Below are 16,318 nucleotides of genomic sequence, written 5' to 3' on the forward strand. Positions count from 1 at the left end.
TCAGATGAAATCTTTACAACTAGCAGCATTGCCGGTTGCGCTGACCATGGCCCTGAGCGGATGTAATGGCTCAGGTTCTGGCAGCAGCAAGGCCGATGATCAGGGTTTGCCGCTTTATGACGTCAGCGGGCGCGTATCGTCGTCAAATCTTGGCCTGCCGATGACGGTGTGTGCCGATATCAACCGCGACTGGGCGTGCGGATCCGATGAACCTTCGGTCAGCTCCAATCAGTATAACTTCACCCTGACCAGCGCTGATATCCGGGTGAAAACTTCCCCTTTGCTGGTTCAGACCGGTCCGGCGGTCTCGGCCCGCTCCTCGGTATCGTCACCTCTGAGTCTGGCGGCACCGGCAGCCCGTGAGAATGCTTTCATCCTGATCAATGGAGTGACTACGCTGGTCATGGGTGAAATGCTGGCTGGCGCCAGTCTGGATGCCGCCGTTGCAGCGGTCAGCCATAAGCTCAAAGCTCTGGGGATAACCCCGCCGACGGATCTGCTGGCCAGCAGTGATGTTGTGGCTCTGGCTGAGCTGGACACTCAGATGGTGGCGCTGTTCGGGCAACTGGGTGCCGGCAGTGACGATTATGCTGCCGCGGTTGCCGGGGCAGCCAAAGGCCTGGTGACTTACGGCCCGGATCTGCTGGCCGGCACGCTGAGTGCCAGCCAGATCCAGGAAATAGTGGCGCTGGGCCGGATGTCCGGCAAAGCGCTCAATGATACCGGCATGGTGCAGCACCTCAATCTGTCGAGCGGGCAAATGTCCGATCAGCCTGACAGCGGTACACCGGGTCAGGATGCCAGCTTCGGCCTGGATGTGACTGACGGCGGTTTTAAATTCACCAAGCTGGACGAGAAGGGGCAGCCGCTGCCGCCAGACAGTGCCCGCTGGCACTGTGTCAAAGATGAGCGAACCGGGCTGATCTGGGAAGTCAAAGCCGATGACAAAACCTCGTTCCGTGACAAGCATCGTGTGTTTGCACTGGAAACCGAGACTATTACTCCCCATGCCAATGAAATTGCACTGGCTTCGTGCAGCGCAGATCATCTGGCAGCCTGTACCACGCAGGCGTACAGCGAGAAACTGAATACCTCCGGCTACTGCGGCCAAACCAGCTGGCGGTTGCCGACCATGAATGAGCAGTATGATCTGCTGGATTTCGGTGAAACGGCGACGGATGCGGCAGGCAACACCTATGGTCTGAAGGTGCGGTTCTTCAACGATCAGACTATCGGCAGCGACGATCTGCCCTATGGTTTCTACTGGTCTTCGACTCTGCTGCGGACTGATCCGGGTTACACCGCCGGCAAAGCGATTACTTACCTGACTCAGATGAGCGGTGCTGACGGTGGAACAGGACTGGGTGAGTTAACGGCATATCAGGCACTCTGTGTGCCGGGTGAAGAGTGTCTGTCACCGAATGTGATGGCCGTTCGTATGGTCGCAGAATAAGGAATCAAACCATGTTGAAAAAAATTGTTGGTGCGCTGTTGTGTACTCTGTGCTCCGCCAATGCGATGGCAGCATTTCAGTCCTGCTATCAGGATATCCCGGGCAGTGCGCCGGATATCCGCTTTAAAGAGAATGGCACTGGCACAGTGACGGATTTGCAAACCAATCTGGTTTGGCGCCGCTGCCTGCTGGGGACCCGCTGGGATCAGCAAACGCAAACCTGTGAGGGCACACCGGAAGCCTACAGCTGGAAGAAAGCTTTGTTCCAGATTGATCTTAATGAGAAAGGCGCTGTGATTGATGGCGTGTCAGGCTGGCGGATGCCCAACATCAAAGAGCTGGCCAGTCTGCGCGAAGTGGCCTGTCTGGCTCCTGCGGTGAATCTGAAGGCGTTTCCGGGACTGATCCGTACTGAAGATGAGCAGTGGGCCATGACTGCGACTGTCTGGTCGTCGACACCCCATGCGCAAAGCCAGACCATACTGACCTTTGGTATCAGCGATGGCACTGTGGTGCATTACGGCTATCAGGATTTTGAGTTCGGGGTCTTGCTGGTGAGTGATAACGCGCAGTAATTCACTCTGTGATGTCGCAAAACATCCAAACCCCACTGTAGGTGGGGTTCGGTGTGTTCAGGGCTGGCGGGTCAGGATTTTAAACTAAACTTCTGTGTCCACTGCTCCAGTTCCTGATACAGACTGGTGAGCGAGCGGGTACTGCTATGGCTTTGATTAACCACGTCAGACAGCTGGTTGCCGTTTTCTTCAATCATATTGATGCGCGCTGAGATATCGTCACTAACCTGCGTCTGCTCGGCGGCTGCGGCGGCAATCTGGTGACTCATTTCGGTAATGCTTTCCAGGGCTGCGACTATCTGGTTCAGTGCATCTGAGGCTTCCTGGGATTGCAGCACCGTGGACTGGCTGGTCTCGGCACAGGTTTCCATGGTTTGAATGGCATTGCGCGAGCCGCTTTGCAGGCGGCTGATCATTTGCTGAATTTCCTTGGTGCTGTTTTGCGTGCGACCGGCCAGATTTCGAACCTCATCGGCCACGACCGCAAAACCGCGTCCCTGCTCTCCGGCTCTGGCCGCTTCGATGGCGGCATTCAAGGCCAGCAGGTTTGTCTGCTCAGCGATATCACCGATGACCTCCAGCACTCTGGCGATACTGTTCACTTCGGTATCCAGATGAGAAACGGCCTGGCTGGCGATGCCTAATTGATCGGCCAGTCCCTGAATATTATCGACAGTAGAGAGGATCAGGTTCTGAGTGACCTGGCTTTGCTGATCGGCACGCTCGGTATTGCTGGCTGTTTCGCTGGCCGACTCGGCGACATTATTCGCTGAAGAGGCCATTTCCGTCATCGCGGTGGCTATCATGACGGTAGACTGCTGCTGGCTGTCTGTCAGGCCGGTAATAATACCGGAACGCGACGAAACCTGATCTATTTCGCTGTGCAGTGCCGACATGGATTGCTTCAGATTGTTGATTAATTCCGCCAGAGACAGGCTCATAGTCTGGACGGCATAGTAGATGCTGCCCGGCTCTGCCCGGTGTGCAAAATGCGTGGTGATCTTGCCATCGGCCACAGCCTGGACTGCGGCTTGCACATCGTCGGGTTCGCCGCCCAGCAGGTTAATAATGCGTTTACTGGCAAAAATCAGGACGCTGAGAATGGTTATCGTGATGAACAGACATAAGATGAGCTTCCAGCTAGCGGCTGACCAGAAACGCTGATTGACTTCGTTGAAGCCGATGCCGGTACCTACATACCAGCCCCAGTATGGCGTCTGGCGGGCGATAGATAATTTTTCTTCAATGCTGCCGTCGGGTTGTTTCTGGGTCCAGGTATAATGAGCGAGCTTGCCCCCGCCTGTTGCCACAGCCTGCTTGAGAATGTTACCGACACTGTTACCTTTGCCGTCTTTGAAGTCATGGAAGCTGGTGCCGTGCAGCTGAGGATCCAGCGGCGCAGCAATAAACATCAGCTTGCTGTCAGCCACATAGACATATTCATTGTCTTTATAGATATTTTTTTGCAACAGGCGGGTCGCCAGTGCTTTGGCCTGAGGCTCATCGAGAATGCCTTCCTTAGACATCTTCTCAATTTCAGTCAGGATATTGTAAGTGCTGTTAAATAACTGCGTGACTCTGGATTCATTATCCTGATTGCTGGCCATTCGCAGCGTCCACAGGCCAGTTATCATAATAAATAACAATGCGAACAGTATGATGCCGGATAGCCAATATGTTTGTGTCCTGAGTTTCATTCCCTGGTCTCTTGGTAATGCATAAGAGGCCTCCTGACATGTGGTGAGGAGGAGTTATTTTTCATCGTGAAAAAATAGTAATTCAGGTTGCCAGGCGTTCAGAGAAGGAAAGTGGCAAAACATGATCTGGCTTAAGAGGAAAAGTTTTCGCTATTTACCTTTTGAATGAATTATGGTTACTGATTGATATAACAATAGCGGGAGAGCCTGTGCCGGCGGGTATCGCAGAGCAGGAAATGGGTGGTATTGTATAGTGCATACCACCCATACTCCGGTTAGTTTAGCTGCCAGACATCGGACTGACCGGGCTGGTCTCCTTTTGTCCACCATTTAGCCGTGTAGAGCAGGCCCTGATAGATGACTTTGTCGCCAGCTACATAGGCTTTGGTTGCGATCCAGTCAGGGGCGGCCGGTATCACTTTTATATCAAGCTGGTAGGTGTGTTCCTGATTGTTCAGGAAAACCTGGTTACCAAAGAGATCCTGAGTATCAAAAGTAATGGCACCGTTAGTGTCTTGTTTGCCAACCTGCACCGTTTGCGGATAAGCCTGATTGATTGTGGTAGCCAGAGTTTCTGCCCACACAGCCTGAGACTGGTTGGCGGTAGTAATGGCTAACTGCTCTGATACGGTTTCCTGACCATTGTGGTCAAAAATACGGAACCAGGCTGACTCTCCGGGCTGTGCAGTGTCTGTTGCTTTGACATAAGCGCCCGCGCTGGTCCAGTTACCCGGTTGTCCGGTGCCTGTACCTGCAAAGCGGATATCACTACAGTTATAGAAACCTTCTCCTGCCGGGTCTACGCGCTGCCAGCGTGTGAACAGTACCGCATCTCCGGTACGATCAGTCGGCAGGGTGATCGTCATCTGGTAATACTTCAGGCCATTAATTGTAGTGGTCGGTATATTACCCACTTCTGCCACCAGATCCAGATCCGCCCAGGCGAGAGATTGCGCCGCGCTGTCAAAACCAGGCTTGCTCAGATAGAACTTCCAGAAGCTGGGGCTGTGCGGTGTTTCAGCACGGTAAAGCAGTGTCAGCTGGCCATTGTCAGTGAGATCCACCAGGGTTTTCTGCCAGTAAGGGGAAGGGAGATCGATGCCGGACTTTTTGTTATCGGCACCTGAACACAGTGAGCCATCTGGAATGGCTTGTTCGACAGCAGCCTGATTATTGTAATCTGACACCAGCCGGGCAAACTCAGGCTTTTGGATAAAAGGATACCAGCCTGATTGTAAAAAGGCGGCGCGGCAGGCGGCGTTTGGAATTGTTGAACCGTCTGTTGTATCCCAGTAGCCACCGTCACGATCGCAGATTTCCTGCCTGGCCGGTGGATAGTCCATGTATCCATGCGCGTGAGCTGTGGCTGACAGTGAGCTGATCACCGAAGTGATACCAAGGCACAGCAGCCCTTTCCTCCATGAAGCGTATTGAACTAACATTTTCTCTCCTTAAAACAAGTCGAAAAGTGCGTAATTGCATCTAAGGGTTTGGACGAAGAGTGCTCAACAGGCAATTCATGGAATGTAAATAAGGGAAGTGACTCAAAAGCTTGTATGATAATTTGCATCGCGTATTAAATACTTGGGACTAAAAGCTGGTTTCTTACACGCTGCGGCTGCTTTGACTCATTGATAGAGACCATAACAGTCATTCAGTCGGGTAAATGAAAAGCGGGCAGGGAGGTTATACAGCGCGTCCGGGCGGCTTAGTGATAGATGTATCTGCTGGTGTTAACGTGGCCGACCAGATGCGCATGGACAGGCCAGCGACAATGAATGCGCAGCATTCAGTATGTCAGTTCACAGAAGGCTAAAGGAGGAATGATTTTGTCTGTAGTGTTCACAGTGACAGATAAAGAAAAACCCCGGTCTTTCGACCAGGGCTTCTAAAGTGGCTCCCCCTGCTGGACTTAACGCGGCCGGCCAGGCCAGCGACATTGAGCACAAAGTGCTCACCAGGTTGGAGGACATACACTGCCGTTAGCAATGTATTTAATTGGCTCCCCCTGCTGGACTTGAACCAGCGACATACGGATTAACAGTCCGCCGTTCTACCGACTGAACTAAGGGGGAATTGTATGGTGCCTCGAGGCGGAATCTACCGCGCCCGGCCAGGGACCGACACATTTTCGCAAAGCGAAAACATAATCTTACAGGCATTACCCAAGCACTTTTTAATATGGTGCCTCGAGGCGGAATCGAACCACCGACACGAGGATTTTCAATCCTCTGCTCTACCGACTGAGCTATCGAGGCAGAACAAAGATGATTAATCTTCGCTTTGCTGTTTGGCTCCCCCTGCTGGACTTGAACCAGCGACATACGGATTAACAGTCCGCCGTTCTACCGACTGAACTAAGGGGGAATTGTCTTGCTTTATAGTGTCAACAAAACACCATAATAAAATATGGTGCCTCGAGGCGGAATCTACCGCGCCCGGCCAGGGACCGACACGTTGTCGCATCGCGACAAACAGATATCGTTACTGCTTAGTAGCACCATAATTTTTAAAAATGGTGCCTCGAGGCGGAATCGAACCACCGACACGAGGATTTTCAATCCTCTGCTCTACCGACTGAGCTATCGAGGCAGGGTAAAGCATTACTGCTTTACTCTAAATAAATGGTGCCGACTACCGGAATCGAACTGGTGACCTACTGATTACAAGTCAGTTGCTCTACCTACTGAGCTAAGTCGGCACACGAATTTGGCTCCCCCTGCTGGACTTGAACCAGCGACATACGGATTAACAGTCCGCCGTTCTACCGACTGAACTAAGGGGGAATTGTCCTGCATTATGACGTTACCAGAACACCATAAAGAATAATGGTGCCTCGAGGCGGAATCGAACCACCGACACGAGGATTTTCAATCCTCTGCTCTACCGACTGAGCTATCGAGGCAACGGAGCGCTATTAAACGGGTTTTGGCCCTCATCGTCAATACCTTTTTCCATAAAAAAGTGCGAATGTCGATTGCTTGCTCGCTTTTTGTTCGCTGAGGTTCAGGAGTCGGCGTTATTCCGGTCATTGAGCGGAAAGTTATTACTCTGTATCAGATTTTTCCGTTATGAAACTCTTTCTGGTAGCGAGTCACTTTCTCTAAATAACGACGAGCTTCTGCTTTGGGATGCTTGTTTGTTAATGCCCAATAAACCTGGTTCGGCTGCAGTTGGTTTAAATCCTGCATCGCCCGTTTACGGTTACGGTTGAACGCGCTCAACACGCCACCGGTTCCGCCATTATAGGCTGAGATCATGCTGTAGTGCAGCGACAGCGGGTTGCGGACCTCTTTCAGATAGCGGTTTTGCAACAGGTAAAAATAGGCGGTGCCGGTATCGATATTTTTCGCCGGATCAAACAGATATTGCGGGGAAGGCTGCCCGGCTTGCTTTTTTACCAGCTTAAAGACATCTGCCCCGGCGGTTTTTGGCACAACCTGCATCAGACCATAGGCATTAGCCGGGCTGACGGCATAAGGATTGAAGCTGCTTTCTGTTTTAATGATGGCGTAAATGAGATCTTCTTTAATGCCATAACGGCGAGAGGCATCGCGCACTATGTTGGCGTACTTGTAGCTTCGCTTACTGACGTGGTCAGCCACCATGGGAATATCGACGTAGTACGCCTGCTGAAAGCGAACCTGCTTCTTCTTGAGCTTGTTGTTGACTAAATATTCGGCATAACGTTTAGCCCGCCAGGACCATTCAATGGACTTTCCATCCTGATCCAGAACCTGACCGAGTAAGAACGGGCTGCCGCTCAGGGCGAAATCCTGAGCAGAATACAGATCAACCTCAGCGGGATCAGAGGGAGTGAGCAGTGTGGTTGCGATCGCATTGATCAGATGCTGCTTGGGATTGGTGGTCGCTACCGTTTCAATGGTCACTACCCCTTTATCGAAGTCGACATGGGCCCGGCTCTGGTAGCCATCGGTATATTTAACGTAGTGGCGCTTACTGGCAATCAGGACGTTGTCATCCCCCCAGCGCTGCTTCACCTGGCCGCTGAAACTGTGGATCAGACGATCAAGGGCCGCGGTATCTTTGGTAAATTGTCCGGGTAATGGCGCCAGATTTTTCGCAAACCGGTTGGTCGGTGCGTAATTAACACCGTAGATATTTTCAACCACTTCACGGCTGCAACCACTCAGGCTTAGTGCCACTGTGGCAATAAGGAGTGTTTTTTTCATGTTATTCATATAAAAAATGACATCACTTGCTTTTGGCAAATAATGTCATTTTATTGTTGTTCACGGTACGTTTTTCAGGCATTGGCGCCTGAGAACGTGACATTCGTGCACATGAAACTTGCGTTCAGTGTTACTCGCTCGGTGGCGTATAGCCGTCGATGACAACATCCTGACCTTCGAACAGGAATTTCACCATTTCTGCTTCCAGAAGCTTGCGGTGCTCCGGATCCATCATGTTGAGTTTCTTTTCGTTGATCAGCATGGTCTGTTTGCTTTGCCATTCAGCCCAGGCTTCTTTAGAGATGTTATCGAAAATACGTTTACCCAGTTCACCTGGATACAGTTGGAAATCCAGACCTTCAGCGTCTTTCTTCAGTCGGGCACAAAATACAGTACGGCTCATGGGATCCTCAGTTATCTTATTTGCCAGCTATCAAAACTGGTCACTGGTTTCTTACCACTAGTTTCTCGGTTATACCGTCACGATTCAAGCTCGTAACGCAGGCTTTCCAGAATTTGTACCACGGGGGCGGCTAATCCTACCTGTGGTGGATTGAGCAGGTTATACCATTGCCCGTGGTGACTTTCGTTGATCATGGATGGTAATTGAGTGAGCTGGTATCGCAGCGGCACTATGTCGAGGTGATAGTGACTGAAGGTATGGCGGAAAGCGTTGAGGTGCTCAGCCTTCAGTTCGTCAGATGCCGATGCGCCAAGGCGCTGGGTGAGCAGTGGCTGGATATTTTCGCTGTCGTGTTGCGGGAAGCACCATAATCCGCCCCAGATGCCGACAGGAGGCCGCTGTTCCAGCCAGACTTCACTGCCATGCTGAAAAATGGCAAACCAGGTCTGCTTTTCCGGCAGGGTTTTTCTGGGCTTCTTACCCGGAAAATCGGCTTGACGGCTTTGTGCTTTCGCCTGGCATATCTCGGTCACCGGGCAGAGTTCGCACTTGGGTTTGCTGCGGGTACATATCATGGCCCCCATATCCATCATGGCTTGGTTGTAGCGCTCTACGCCCTCAGCCGGGGTGTTCTTCTCGGCGATTGCCCATAAGGCGTTTTCCACCGGCTTTTTCCCCGGCCAGCCTTCTATGGCATAACAACGGGCCAGCGTCCGCTTAACGTTGCCGTCTAAAATCGGGTGATGCTGTTTGAGTGACAAAGAAAGCACGGCCCCTGCTGTGGAACGGCCCACGCCTGGCAAGGCCATTACCTGTTCAATATTTTCCGGGAATTTACCATTGTGTTCAGACACAATCTGCTTTGCGGCTTTGTGCAGGTTTCGGGCGCGGGCGTAATAACCCAGACCCGTCCACAGGTGCAGAACTTCGTCCTGATCGGCTTCAGCGAGATCACTGACGGTAGGGAAGCGCGCCATGAAACGTTCAAAGTAGGGAATGACAGTGGCGACTTGGGTCTGTTGCAGCATGATTTCAGACAACCAGACTTTATAGGGCGTTTTATCGTGCTGCCAGGGCAGGGTTTTGCGGCCATATTTGTCGTACCAGACCAGAATGGCGTCAGAAAAACTAGTGCTCACAGGGGATTGCTCACTTTATTATAGAGTTGGTGCAGGCAAGTTTGCGTCTGCGGTGCTGATTGCAACACAAAGCGCTGTCGGCTTCAATCTGTCAGGGCACTTGCACTCAGCCGTGAACTTTGGATAATGCCGGATCCATTAGTGCCAAACACTTCAAATTTTAGGTAAGGACCCATGAGCCAAGAATCCAGAACAAATGCTGACGTCACCCTGACTGAATACACAGAAGACGGTAAGCTGGTACGCAAGATCCGCAGCTTTGTGCGTCGTGAAGGTCGTTTAACCAAGGGCCAGCAACTGGCGCTGGAAAATAACTGGGCGAACATGGGGATCGATTTCGACAAGCAACCACTGAACTGGACTGAGGTTTATGGCCGAGAAGGCCATGTGGTGCTGGAAATTGGCTTTGGTATGGGGGCCTCTCTGGTTGAGATGGCAAAAAATGCGCCGGAGAAAAACTTCATCGGTATTGAAGTGCACAGCCCTGGCGTCGGCGCCTGTCTGATGGCCGCGGAAGCGGAAAGCCTGACGAATCTGCGTGTGATGTGTCATGACGCCGTTGAAGTGTTTGAGCATATGATCCCGGATGGCAGCCTGGATACAGTACAGTTGTTCTTCCCTGATCCGTGGCACAAAGCCCGTCACCATAAGCGCCGTATTGTGCAGCCTGCTTTTGTGGAAATGGTGCGTAAAAAGCTGAAAATCGGTGGTATTTTCCATATGGCAACAGACTGGGAAAATTACGCCGAACATATGGTGGATGTAATGAAAGCGGCGCCTGGCTATGAGAATACCGCGCAGGATGGCGATTATATCCCCCGACCTGAGGAGCGTCCGCTGACTAAGTTTGAGGCCCGCGGGCATCGACTGGGTCACGGTGTGTGGGATATGAAGTTCGCGCGAACAGAATAATGTGCTATGGTTCAAAGCCATTCAGGGGCAACATAGAGTAAGATGTTGACCTGAAAACATTATTAGCCTGAAAAGCCAGCCTCTGAGTTGGCTTTTTTGTCCTCTGGAGACAGTGAATGAAGCCAAATAAGCAGTTGCTGAATGACATTCTGGATGAAGTCAGACCCTTAATCGGCCAGGGCAAAGTCGCCGACTATATCCCTGCGCTGGCACAGGTTCCTGCCAACAGGCTTGGCATCGCAGTTTGCTATAACGACGGTGAAATTATTCAGGCCGGCGACAGCGAAGAAGGCTTCTCAATCCAGTCGATCTCCAAAGTGCTGAGCCTGACTCTGGCCATGACACTGTATGAGGCGGATGAAATCTGGTCCCGGGTCGGGAAAGAGCCGTCGGGACATGCGTTTAATTCGATGATCCAGCTGGAACTGGAGCAGGGGATTCCGCGTAATCCTTTCATTAATGCCGGTGCGCTGGTGGTGTCGGATCTGCTGCACAGCCGTCTGTCGGCGCCGCAGTACCGGATGCTGGAGCTGGTGCGCAGTCTGGCGTGTAACCCGGATGTTGCCTACGACAAAGACGTGGCCGCATCGGAAATGCAGCACAGTGATCGCAATGCGGCAATTGCCTATCTGATGCGGGCATTCGGTAATTTCAACAACGACGTTGTGCCTGTACTGGGCAATTATTTCGGCTACTGTGCGCTCAAAATGAGCTGTGTTGATCTGGCCCGGACCTTCAGCTATCTGGCTAACAAAGGCATGCCTCTGGGCACAGACACCCCGCTGATTTCGCCCACGCAAAGCAAACAAATCAATGCGCTGCTGGCAACCTGCGGTCTGTATGATGGTGCCGGTGAGTTTGCCTATCGTGTCGGCATGCCGGGTAAATCTGGAGTCGGAGGCGGTATTGTCGCTATTGTGCCGGGGGAAATGTCAATTGCGGTCTGGTCGCCCGAGTTGGATGTATCGGGCAATTCAGTGGCCGGCACCGCCGCACTGGAGCTGCTGGCAGAGCGGATTGGCCGCTCTATTTTCTGACCTTACCCTATCTTCTGTGTCTGCAAGTGACAATCGCTGGCAGCAGGCTGCCAGCGAACAATAAGCCTGTTACTTGTCTTCCTCGACAAAAGCGGCCAGTAAATCATTCAAAAAGAGTTTTCCCTGTTCGGTGATTTGCCAGCTGTCGCCTTGATCCAGCAGGTATTGCTTGTCCAGTGCCCAGCTGATCGGCTGGCGAATACTGTCCAGCGACAGGCCGGTCCGCTCAACATAGTCCTGCTTCGGACAGGCTTCCAGCAACCGGAAGCGGTTCATGAAAAACTCAAACGGACGCTCTTCATCACTCACCTGGGTTTCCTGATCCAAATAGGCTTTCTGACGATTAAGGTAACCGCGCGGGTGTTTGACTTTCACGGTACGGGTGATGCGGCCGTCAGCAAAGCTCACCTTGCCGTGGGCACCGCAGCCAATGCCAAGGTAATCACCAAAACGCCAGTAATTGAGGTTGTGCTGGCACTGCATGCCGGGCTTGCTGTAACCGGAAATCTCATACTGCTGATAACCGGCCTCGGCCAGCAGTACATGGCCCTGTTCGAAAATATCCCACAGATCATCGTCATCCGGCAGGGTTGGTGGCTTGGAATAAAACAGTGTATTGGGCTCAATAGTCAGCTGATACCAGGACAGATGCGGCGGGTTCAAGGCGATTGCTTGCCTGAGGTCCGACATGGCATCTTCAACGGATTGATCCGGCAGGCCATGCATCAGATCCAGATTGAAGCTGTTCAGCCCGGCTTCTTCGGCCAGTGCGGCAGCGCGCACAGCTTCACCTTTGCCGTGAATCCGGCCTAAGCGTTTGAGTTTGTCATCCTGAAAACTCTGCACACCGATGGAAATCCGGTTGACGCCCACCTCGCGGTAGGCCTGAAACCGGCCGGCTTCCACTGTGCCGGGATTGGCTTCCATGGTGATTTCAATCTTGTCACTGAACGGGATTCTGGCTTCAATGCCTGCCAGCAGCCGTCCGATCTCCGGCGCGGAAATCAGGCTCGGGGTGCCGCCACCGATAAAAATGGAGTGCAGAGCCCGGCTGCCATCGGCCAGCTGATAGCGATCAAGATCGATAGCCAGATCCTCAAGCAGAGCGTCGATGTAATCCAGCTCGGGGATATCGTGCTTCAGTGCATGGGAGTTGAAATCGCAGTAGGGACATTTCTGGACACACCAGGGAATGTGTACATACAGGCTCAGTGGTGGCGGTACTAACATCAGGCGTCCTTCAGGGCAGCAAAGAGGTGTTGCAAGGCTTTGCCGCGGTGTGACAATTGCTTTTTACGTTCAGGGGACAGCTCGGCTGAGGCGCAGTCGGCTTCCGGTACCCAGAAAACAGGATCATAGCCAAAGCCATTATCGCCTCTGGCCTGGCGGAGAATACGTCCTTCCCATTTTCCGTGGCAAACCAGAGGTGTCGGGTCATCGGCATGGCGCATCATGACAAGTACACAGTGGAAGCGGGCTGTGCGCTCTGCCTCCGGCACTTCTTTCATGGCATCCAGCAACTTTTCCAGATTCGCCTGATCGCTGGCGCCTGCTCCGGCATAACGGGCAGAGTAAATACCGGGTGCGCCTTTGAGGGCATCCACTTCCAGACCGGAATCATCAGCAATCGCGGGCAGGCCGGTTTCTCTGGCGGCGTGACGCGCTTTGATAATGGCATTTTCTATAAATGTCGTGCCGGTTTCGGCGACATCAGAGACGTCAAGATCCGTCTGGGCGATGACCTCGAAACCGAAATCGGCAAGCAGGTTGGCCATTTCACCGACTTTACCCTGGTTGCCGGTCGCAAGTACTAATTTGCTCATGAAGACTCCTGGTCTGTAAGGCTGGGGGCGCTATGATACCCACAGCCAGAGCAAATGCCAAAGACAGAAAAGAAGAGTGCTGCCCTCTTTTTCGCTGGAGTGGCTTATTCCGCGAAATAGGTCTGTTCGAACTGAATATTACCGCTGGTGGACTGGCGGGAGACATCAATATTAAAACGGAAGCGTTCTTCATTGGCATGGCTCAGCTCGGCAATGTAGTAAATAGCATCGCCTTCGCGCACTTCACGGAAAGTGAGGTTTTTCTCATTGCCGACCAGATTGCGCGCCGTCCCTTTCACCTGTGCTGCCACCGCGGGTTTACCTTCGGTGCTGGTATCCAGCACTGTGACATTAATCAGGGCCGAATAACGGCTGCGCTGAATGCGGTAGTTTTTAGCGATATCCGCCGTCAGGAAGGTAGACGGAAAGGTTGAATAGTGAACTTCCAGCTCGCCGATGTTTTTAAGTTGTTCTGCCTGTGCTGGCAGGGCAAAACCTATGGTTGCAATAATAGCAATCAGTAACTGTTTCATGGTGTCGTCCTTCTGTCCTGTCGAAGTATGTCACACGGAGTAAGACCTTACATTCAAAAGGGATATGCAGTAATTGTTTAAAGTATAGAGTGGTCCGCGGACGGCGTCTTTGCGGGTATCAGAATTACAGCAAGGCGCTGACGAGCGGGGGTATGACTTGTGGCGCTTGTATCCGGACGAGTTTATGCCGGCCCGTTTCTCCTTTTTCTATGATGATTTGTCCTTTGGCTACTCTGAATTGCTTGGCCAGAAACTTGACCAGGTGGCCGTTCGCTTTGCCGTCAACCGGCGGAGCCGTGATGGCGATTTTGATCTCGTTACCATGAAGGCCGACAAATTGATCCCGGCTGGCCTTGGGTTGTACATAAAAGCGGATCATCAGATCCGCTTTATCGATACAGACAGGTGTCAGGCTCACAGCTGGAACCAGATAGGGCCAATCAGATCGCCCATCAGGATATTGGCGAAGTGCAGGCCAACAAAAAGCACCAGCACGCTCAGATCCAGGCCGCCAATGGCCGGAATGATGCGGCGGATTGGCGCTGTCATCGGCTCGGTCAGCTGATGCATCACGTATTCGATCGGGCTGCGTCCCTGGCTGACCCAGCTCAGGATGGCGCGGATCAGCAGCACCCAGAACAGCAGGCCACCGGCCGCTTTAAGCAAGGATAATCCGGCTATCCAGAACAGATCCGGGCTGAATGCCATTCCGCCATTGGTCAGCACTAATTGCAGCGCGATAAACTTTCCTACCGTGAGCAGGTAGGCAAACAGCACTGTGGCCAGATCAAGCGAGCCGATTGAAGGGATAACACGACGCAGCGGGCCGAGGACAGGCTGGGTGACTTTCACCACAAACTGGGAGAAGGGATTATAGAAATCCGCTTTGGCCCATTGCAGCCACAGTCGCAGCAGCACCACCATGATATAGAGGTCAAAGAGGGTGCTGACTAAAAAAGCAATAGCATTCATATTGTTACCTTAAAATAATTTTTCCATTTCCTGTGCGCGGCTGACAGCGGCCTGCATGGCTTTGGCTACGATATCACTAAGTTGCGCTTCATTAAATGTGCGGATTGCCTCTGCTGTGGTTCCGCCTTTTGAAGTGACCTGTTCACGCAGGGTTGACAGCTCTGTGTCCGGGCTGGCGATCACCATGCCGGCTGCGCCCAGTGCGGCCTGCTGAACCAGTTCACGCGCGGTCTCTTTGTCAAAGCCCTGACGAATAGCTTCGTTCTGCATGGCTTCCATGAACAGAAAGAAGTAAGCAGGGGCACTGCCGGCAGCGGCAATCACACCATTGATCCCTGACTCTTCTGATACCCAGCAGGTTTTGCCTACCGCCGCCATCAGGCTGTCAGAGAAATTACGATCCTGGCTGCTGACACTGGCATTGGCGTACATACCGCTCATCCCTTTACCAATCAGCGAAGGGGTATTGGGCATCACCCGCACCAGGCTGACTTTGGCTGCCAGCATGGCCTGCAGGCGCGCTACTGAGATCCCTGCCGCGATGGAGATCACCAGTTTGCCGTCAAAATCGATGGCTTGCAGCGGCTCACAGACACTGGCCATTAACTGAGGTTTGACCGCCAGTACGATGACCTCGGCCTGCTGGGCGGCGCGCAGGTTATCGCTGTCGGTATGAATACCGTACTCACGAGCCAATGGTTCACGGCGTTCGGCACTGGGCGCAGTGGCGGTGATTTTATCTGCCGGATAACCGCTGGCAACCAGGCCGGCGATGATGGAGCGGGCCATGTTGCCAGCGCCGATAAAAGCAATTGAACGTTGTTCCATGAGAAATCCTTCTAAACGTAATGAGCGCCTGATGCTTCAAGCGAATTTAACTGTAATCCCTGGCGCCAAAGATAGCGGTCCCGATACGCACCATAGTGCTGCCTGCGGCCACGGCTGCTTCCATGTCGCCGCTCATGCCCATCGACAGGGTATCCAATCTGGTGTGGGGCAGGCGTTGCTGCAAAGTGTCTCTGGCCTTTGCCAGTGCGGAAAAGGCGCAGAGCTGACTGGTATAATCGTCAGCTTTTTCCGGAATAGACATCAGCCCGCGCAGCTCTATATTGGGCAAGGCGGCCACTTCAGCCGCCAGCTCTGCCAGCTCATCAAAGTCGACCCCCGATTTGGACGCCTCGCCACTGGTGTTGACCTGAAGCAGTATTTTCAGCGGCGGCAGTGTTGCCGGGCGCTGTTCGCTGAGCCGGCGGGCGATTTTGAGCCTGTCGACCGAATGCACCCAGTCGAAATGTTCGGCTATCGGGCGCGTTTTGTTGGACTGGACAGGACCGATAAAATGCCAGATTAATTGTTGGTCAGACTGAGAAAAATACTGAATTTTCTCAACACCTTCCTGGACATAGTTTTCGCCAAAGGCCTGCTGTCCCGCTGCAATGGCTTCAGCAATAGCGCTGACCGGTTTGGTTTTACTGACCGCCAGCAGTTGCACTGAATCTGTATCGCGGCCGCATTTTTCGCAGGCCTGCCGGATCTCGCGGGTGACCTGTGTAATATTTTGTTTGATACTACTCATAATTG

The 16,318-nt window shown here is 52.7% G+C and carries 16 protein-coding genes and 7 tRNA genes; 4 read left to right on the top strand and 19 right to left on the bottom strand.

Annotation, left to right across the window (positions count from 1 at the left end):
- The first annotated feature begins 4 nt into the window (after positions 1–4).
- The gene (locus tag L6J37_RS07220; RefSeq protein ID WP_237794661.1) at positions 5–1,453 is read left to right on the top strand and encodes an Lcl C-terminal domain-containing protein; all 1,449 of its coding nucleotides are present in this window, start codon (positions 5–7) and stop codon (positions 1,451–1,453) included.
- An 11-nt stretch (positions 1,454–1,464) separates the two neighbouring features.
- Positions 1,465–2,028, top strand: a complete 564-nt coding sequence (locus L6J37_RS07225; protein ID WP_192015774.1) for an Lcl C-terminal domain-containing protein — start codon at positions 1,465–1,467, stop codon at positions 2,026–2,028.
- Positions 2,029–2,099: 71 nt separating this feature from the next.
- Here L6J37_RS07225 and L6J37_RS07230 read toward each other — a convergent pair whose 3' ends face one another.
- The 12 genes from L6J37_RS07230 to mutY form a co-directional block, all read right to left on the bottom strand.
- Positions 2,100–3,725: a methyl-accepting chemotaxis protein gene (locus L6J37_RS07230; protein WP_218384287.1), complete on the bottom strand. Its 1,626-nt coding sequence runs from the start codon at positions 3,723–3,725 to the stop codon at positions 2,100–2,102.
- A gap of 275 nt (positions 3,726–4,000) precedes the next feature.
- A complete protein-coding gene (locus tag L6J37_RS07235) occupies positions 4,001–5,167 on the bottom strand; it encodes a lytic polysaccharide monooxygenase (RefSeq protein ID WP_218384284.1) in 1,167 nt (388 codons plus the stop codon).
- A 557-nt stretch (positions 5,168–5,724) separates the two neighbouring features.
- A tRNA-Asn gene (locus tag L6J37_RS07240) sits at positions 5,725–5,800 on the bottom strand.
- A gap of 107 nt (positions 5,801–5,907) precedes the next feature.
- Positions 5,908–5,983 (bottom strand) — tRNA-Phe (locus L6J37_RS07245).
- Between the two features lie 33 nt (positions 5,984–6,016).
- Positions 6,017–6,092 (bottom strand) — tRNA-Asn (locus L6J37_RS07250).
- 149 nt (positions 6,093–6,241) lie between these two features.
- A tRNA-Phe gene (locus tag L6J37_RS07255) sits at positions 6,242–6,317 on the bottom strand.
- A 33-nt stretch (positions 6,318–6,350) separates the two neighbouring features.
- A tRNA-Thr gene (locus tag L6J37_RS07260) sits at positions 6,351–6,426 on the bottom strand.
- Positions 6,427–6,435: 9 nt separating this feature from the next.
- Positions 6,436–6,511: transfer RNA gene (locus L6J37_RS07265), tRNA-Asn, on the bottom strand.
- Between the two features lie 43 nt (positions 6,512–6,554).
- A tRNA-Phe gene (locus L6J37_RS07270) sits at positions 6,555–6,630 on the bottom strand.
- A 151-nt stretch (positions 6,631–6,781) separates the two neighbouring features.
- Positions 6,782–7,918 carry a membrane-bound lytic murein transglycosylase MltC gene (gene mltC, locus L6J37_RS07275; RefSeq protein ID WP_237794663.1) on the bottom strand — a complete coding sequence of 379 codons (1,137 nt, stop codon included), beginning with the start codon at positions 7,916–7,918 and terminating at the stop codon, positions 6,782–6,784.
- A 130-nt stretch (positions 7,919–8,048) separates the two neighbouring features.
- Positions 8,049–8,321, bottom strand: a complete 273-nt coding sequence (locus L6J37_RS07280) for an oxidative damage protection protein (RefSeq protein WP_027253620.1) — start codon at positions 8,319–8,321, stop codon at positions 8,049–8,051.
- A 77-nt stretch (positions 8,322–8,398) separates the two neighbouring features.
- Positions 8,399–9,460, bottom strand: a complete 1,062-nt coding sequence (gene mutY / locus L6J37_RS07285) for an A/G-specific adenine glycosylase (protein ID WP_192015770.1) — start codon at positions 9,458–9,460, stop codon at positions 8,399–8,401.
- Positions 9,461–9,634: 174 nt separating this feature from the next.
- On the opposite strand from mutY, the gene trmB reads away from it, so the two are divergent.
- Both trmB and glsB read left to right on the top strand, forming a co-directional pair.
- Positions 9,635–10,372 (top strand): tRNA (guanosine(46)-N7)-methyltransferase TrmB, encoded by a 738-nt coding sequence (gene trmB, locus L6J37_RS07290; RefSeq protein WP_192015769.1) that lies wholly within the window; start codon positions 9,635–9,637, stop codon positions 10,370–10,372.
- Between the two features lie 116 nt (positions 10,373–10,488).
- Complete coding sequence (gene glsB, locus L6J37_RS07295; protein ID WP_192015768.1) at positions 10,489–11,409, top strand: glutaminase B; 921 nt, start codon at positions 10,489–10,491, stop codon at positions 11,407–11,409.
- Between the two features lie 69 nt (positions 11,410–11,478).
- Here the strand turns inward: glsB and hemW are convergent, their stop codons facing one another.
- The 7 genes from hemW to L6J37_RS07330 all read right to left on the bottom strand — a co-directional run bounded on the left by hemW (position 11,479) and on the right by L6J37_RS07330 (position 16,313).
- Positions 11,479–12,639, bottom strand: coding sequence for a radical SAM family heme chaperone HemW (gene hemW, locus L6J37_RS07300; protein ID WP_237794665.1), 1,161 nt, complete (start codon positions 12,637–12,639; stop codon positions 11,479–11,481).
- Positions 12,639–13,232, bottom strand: a complete 594-nt coding sequence (locus tag L6J37_RS07305) for an XTP/dITP diphosphatase (RefSeq protein ID WP_237794667.1) — start codon at positions 13,230–13,232, stop codon at positions 12,639–12,641. Before L6J37_RS07305 ends, hemW begins: the two co-directional genes overlap by 1 nt.
- Positions 13,233–13,336: 104 nt before the next feature.
- Positions 13,337–13,765 (bottom strand): DUF4426 domain-containing protein, encoded by a 429-nt coding sequence (locus tag L6J37_RS07310; RefSeq protein WP_192015765.1) that lies wholly within the window; start codon positions 13,763–13,765, stop codon positions 13,337–13,339.
- Between the two features lie 124 nt (positions 13,766–13,889).
- Complete coding sequence (gene yggU / locus L6J37_RS07315; RefSeq protein ID WP_192015903.1) at positions 13,890–14,177, bottom strand: DUF167 family protein YggU; 288 nt, start codon at positions 14,175–14,177, stop codon at positions 13,890–13,892.
- 2 nt (positions 14,178–14,179) lie between these two features.
- Complete coding sequence (locus L6J37_RS07320; protein WP_192015764.1) at positions 14,180–14,737, bottom strand: YggT family protein; 558 nt, start codon at positions 14,735–14,737, stop codon at positions 14,180–14,182.
- Positions 14,738–14,746: 9 nt separating this feature from the next.
- Positions 14,747–15,565 carry a pyrroline-5-carboxylate reductase gene (gene proC, locus L6J37_RS07325; protein ID WP_192015763.1) on the bottom strand — a complete coding sequence of 273 codons (819 nt, stop codon included), beginning with the start codon at positions 15,563–15,565 and terminating at the stop codon, positions 14,747–14,749.
- Positions 15,566–15,611: 46 nt separating this feature from the next.
- Positions 15,612–16,313, bottom strand: coding sequence for a YggS family pyridoxal phosphate-dependent enzyme (locus tag L6J37_RS07330; protein WP_237794670.1), 702 nt, complete (start codon positions 16,311–16,313; stop codon positions 15,612–15,614).
- Positions 16,314–16,318 lie beyond the last annotated feature (5 nt).

Source organism: Photobacterium sp. WH77 (assembly GCF_022014395.1).
Taxonomy (GTDB): Bacteria; Pseudomonadota; Gammaproteobacteria; order Enterobacterales; family Vibrionaceae; genus Photobacterium; species Photobacterium arenosum.

What these genes read in the sequence shown, in the direction of transcription:
- L6J37_RS07280 (WP_027253620.1), bottom strand. Translation starts at nt 8,321, where the DNA reads ATGAGCCGTACTGTATTTTGTGCCCGACTGAAGAAAGACGCTGAAGGT.
- L6J37_RS07320 (WP_192015764.1), bottom strand. Translation starts at nt 14,737, where the DNA reads ATGAATGCTATTGCTTTTTTAGTCAGCACCCTCTTTGACCTCTATATC.
- glsB (WP_192015768.1), top strand. Translation starts at nt 10,489, where the DNA reads ATGAAGCCAAATAAGCAGTTGCTGAATGACATTCTGGATGAAGTCAGA.
- L6J37_RS07330 (WP_237794670.1), bottom strand. Translation starts at nt 16,313, where the DNA reads ATGAGTAGTATCAAACAAAATATTACACAGGTCACCCGCGAGATCCGG.
- L6J37_RS07310 (WP_192015765.1), bottom strand. Translation starts at nt 13,765, where the DNA reads ATGAAACAGTTACTGATTGCTATTATTGCAACCATAGGTTTTGCCCTG.
- L6J37_RS07230 (WP_218384287.1), bottom strand. Translation starts at nt 3,725, where the DNA reads ATGAAACTCAGGACACAAACATATTGGCTATCCGGCATCATACTGTTC.
- mltC (WP_237794663.1), bottom strand. Translation starts at nt 7,918, where the DNA reads ATGAAAAAAACACTCCTTATTGCCACAGTGGCACTAAGCCTGAGTGGT.
- proC (WP_192015763.1), bottom strand. Translation starts at nt 15,565, where the DNA reads ATGGAACAACGTTCAATTGCTTTTATCGGCGCTGGCAACATGGCCCGC.
- L6J37_RS07220 (WP_237794661.1), top strand. Translation starts at nt 5, where the DNA reads ATGAAATCTTTACAACTAGCAGCATTGCCGGTTGCGCTGACCATGGCC.
- L6J37_RS07305 (WP_237794667.1), bottom strand. Translation starts at nt 13,232, where the DNA reads ATGAGCAAATTAGTACTTGCGACCGGCAACCAGGGTAAAGTCGGTGAA.
- L6J37_RS07235 (WP_218384284.1), bottom strand. Translation starts at nt 5,167, where the DNA reads ATGTTAGTTCAATACGCTTCATGGAGGAAAGGGCTGCTGTGCCTTGGT.
- L6J37_RS07225 (WP_192015774.1), top strand. Translation starts at nt 1,465, where the DNA reads ATGTTGAAAAAAATTGTTGGTGCGCTGTTGTGTACTCTGTGCTCCGCC.
- hemW (WP_237794665.1), bottom strand. Translation starts at nt 12,639, where the DNA reads ATGTTAGTACCGCCACCACTGAGCCTGTATGTACACATTCCCTGGTGT.
- trmB (WP_192015769.1), top strand. Translation starts at nt 9,635, where the DNA reads ATGAGCCAAGAATCCAGAACAAATGCTGACGTCACCCTGACTGAATAC.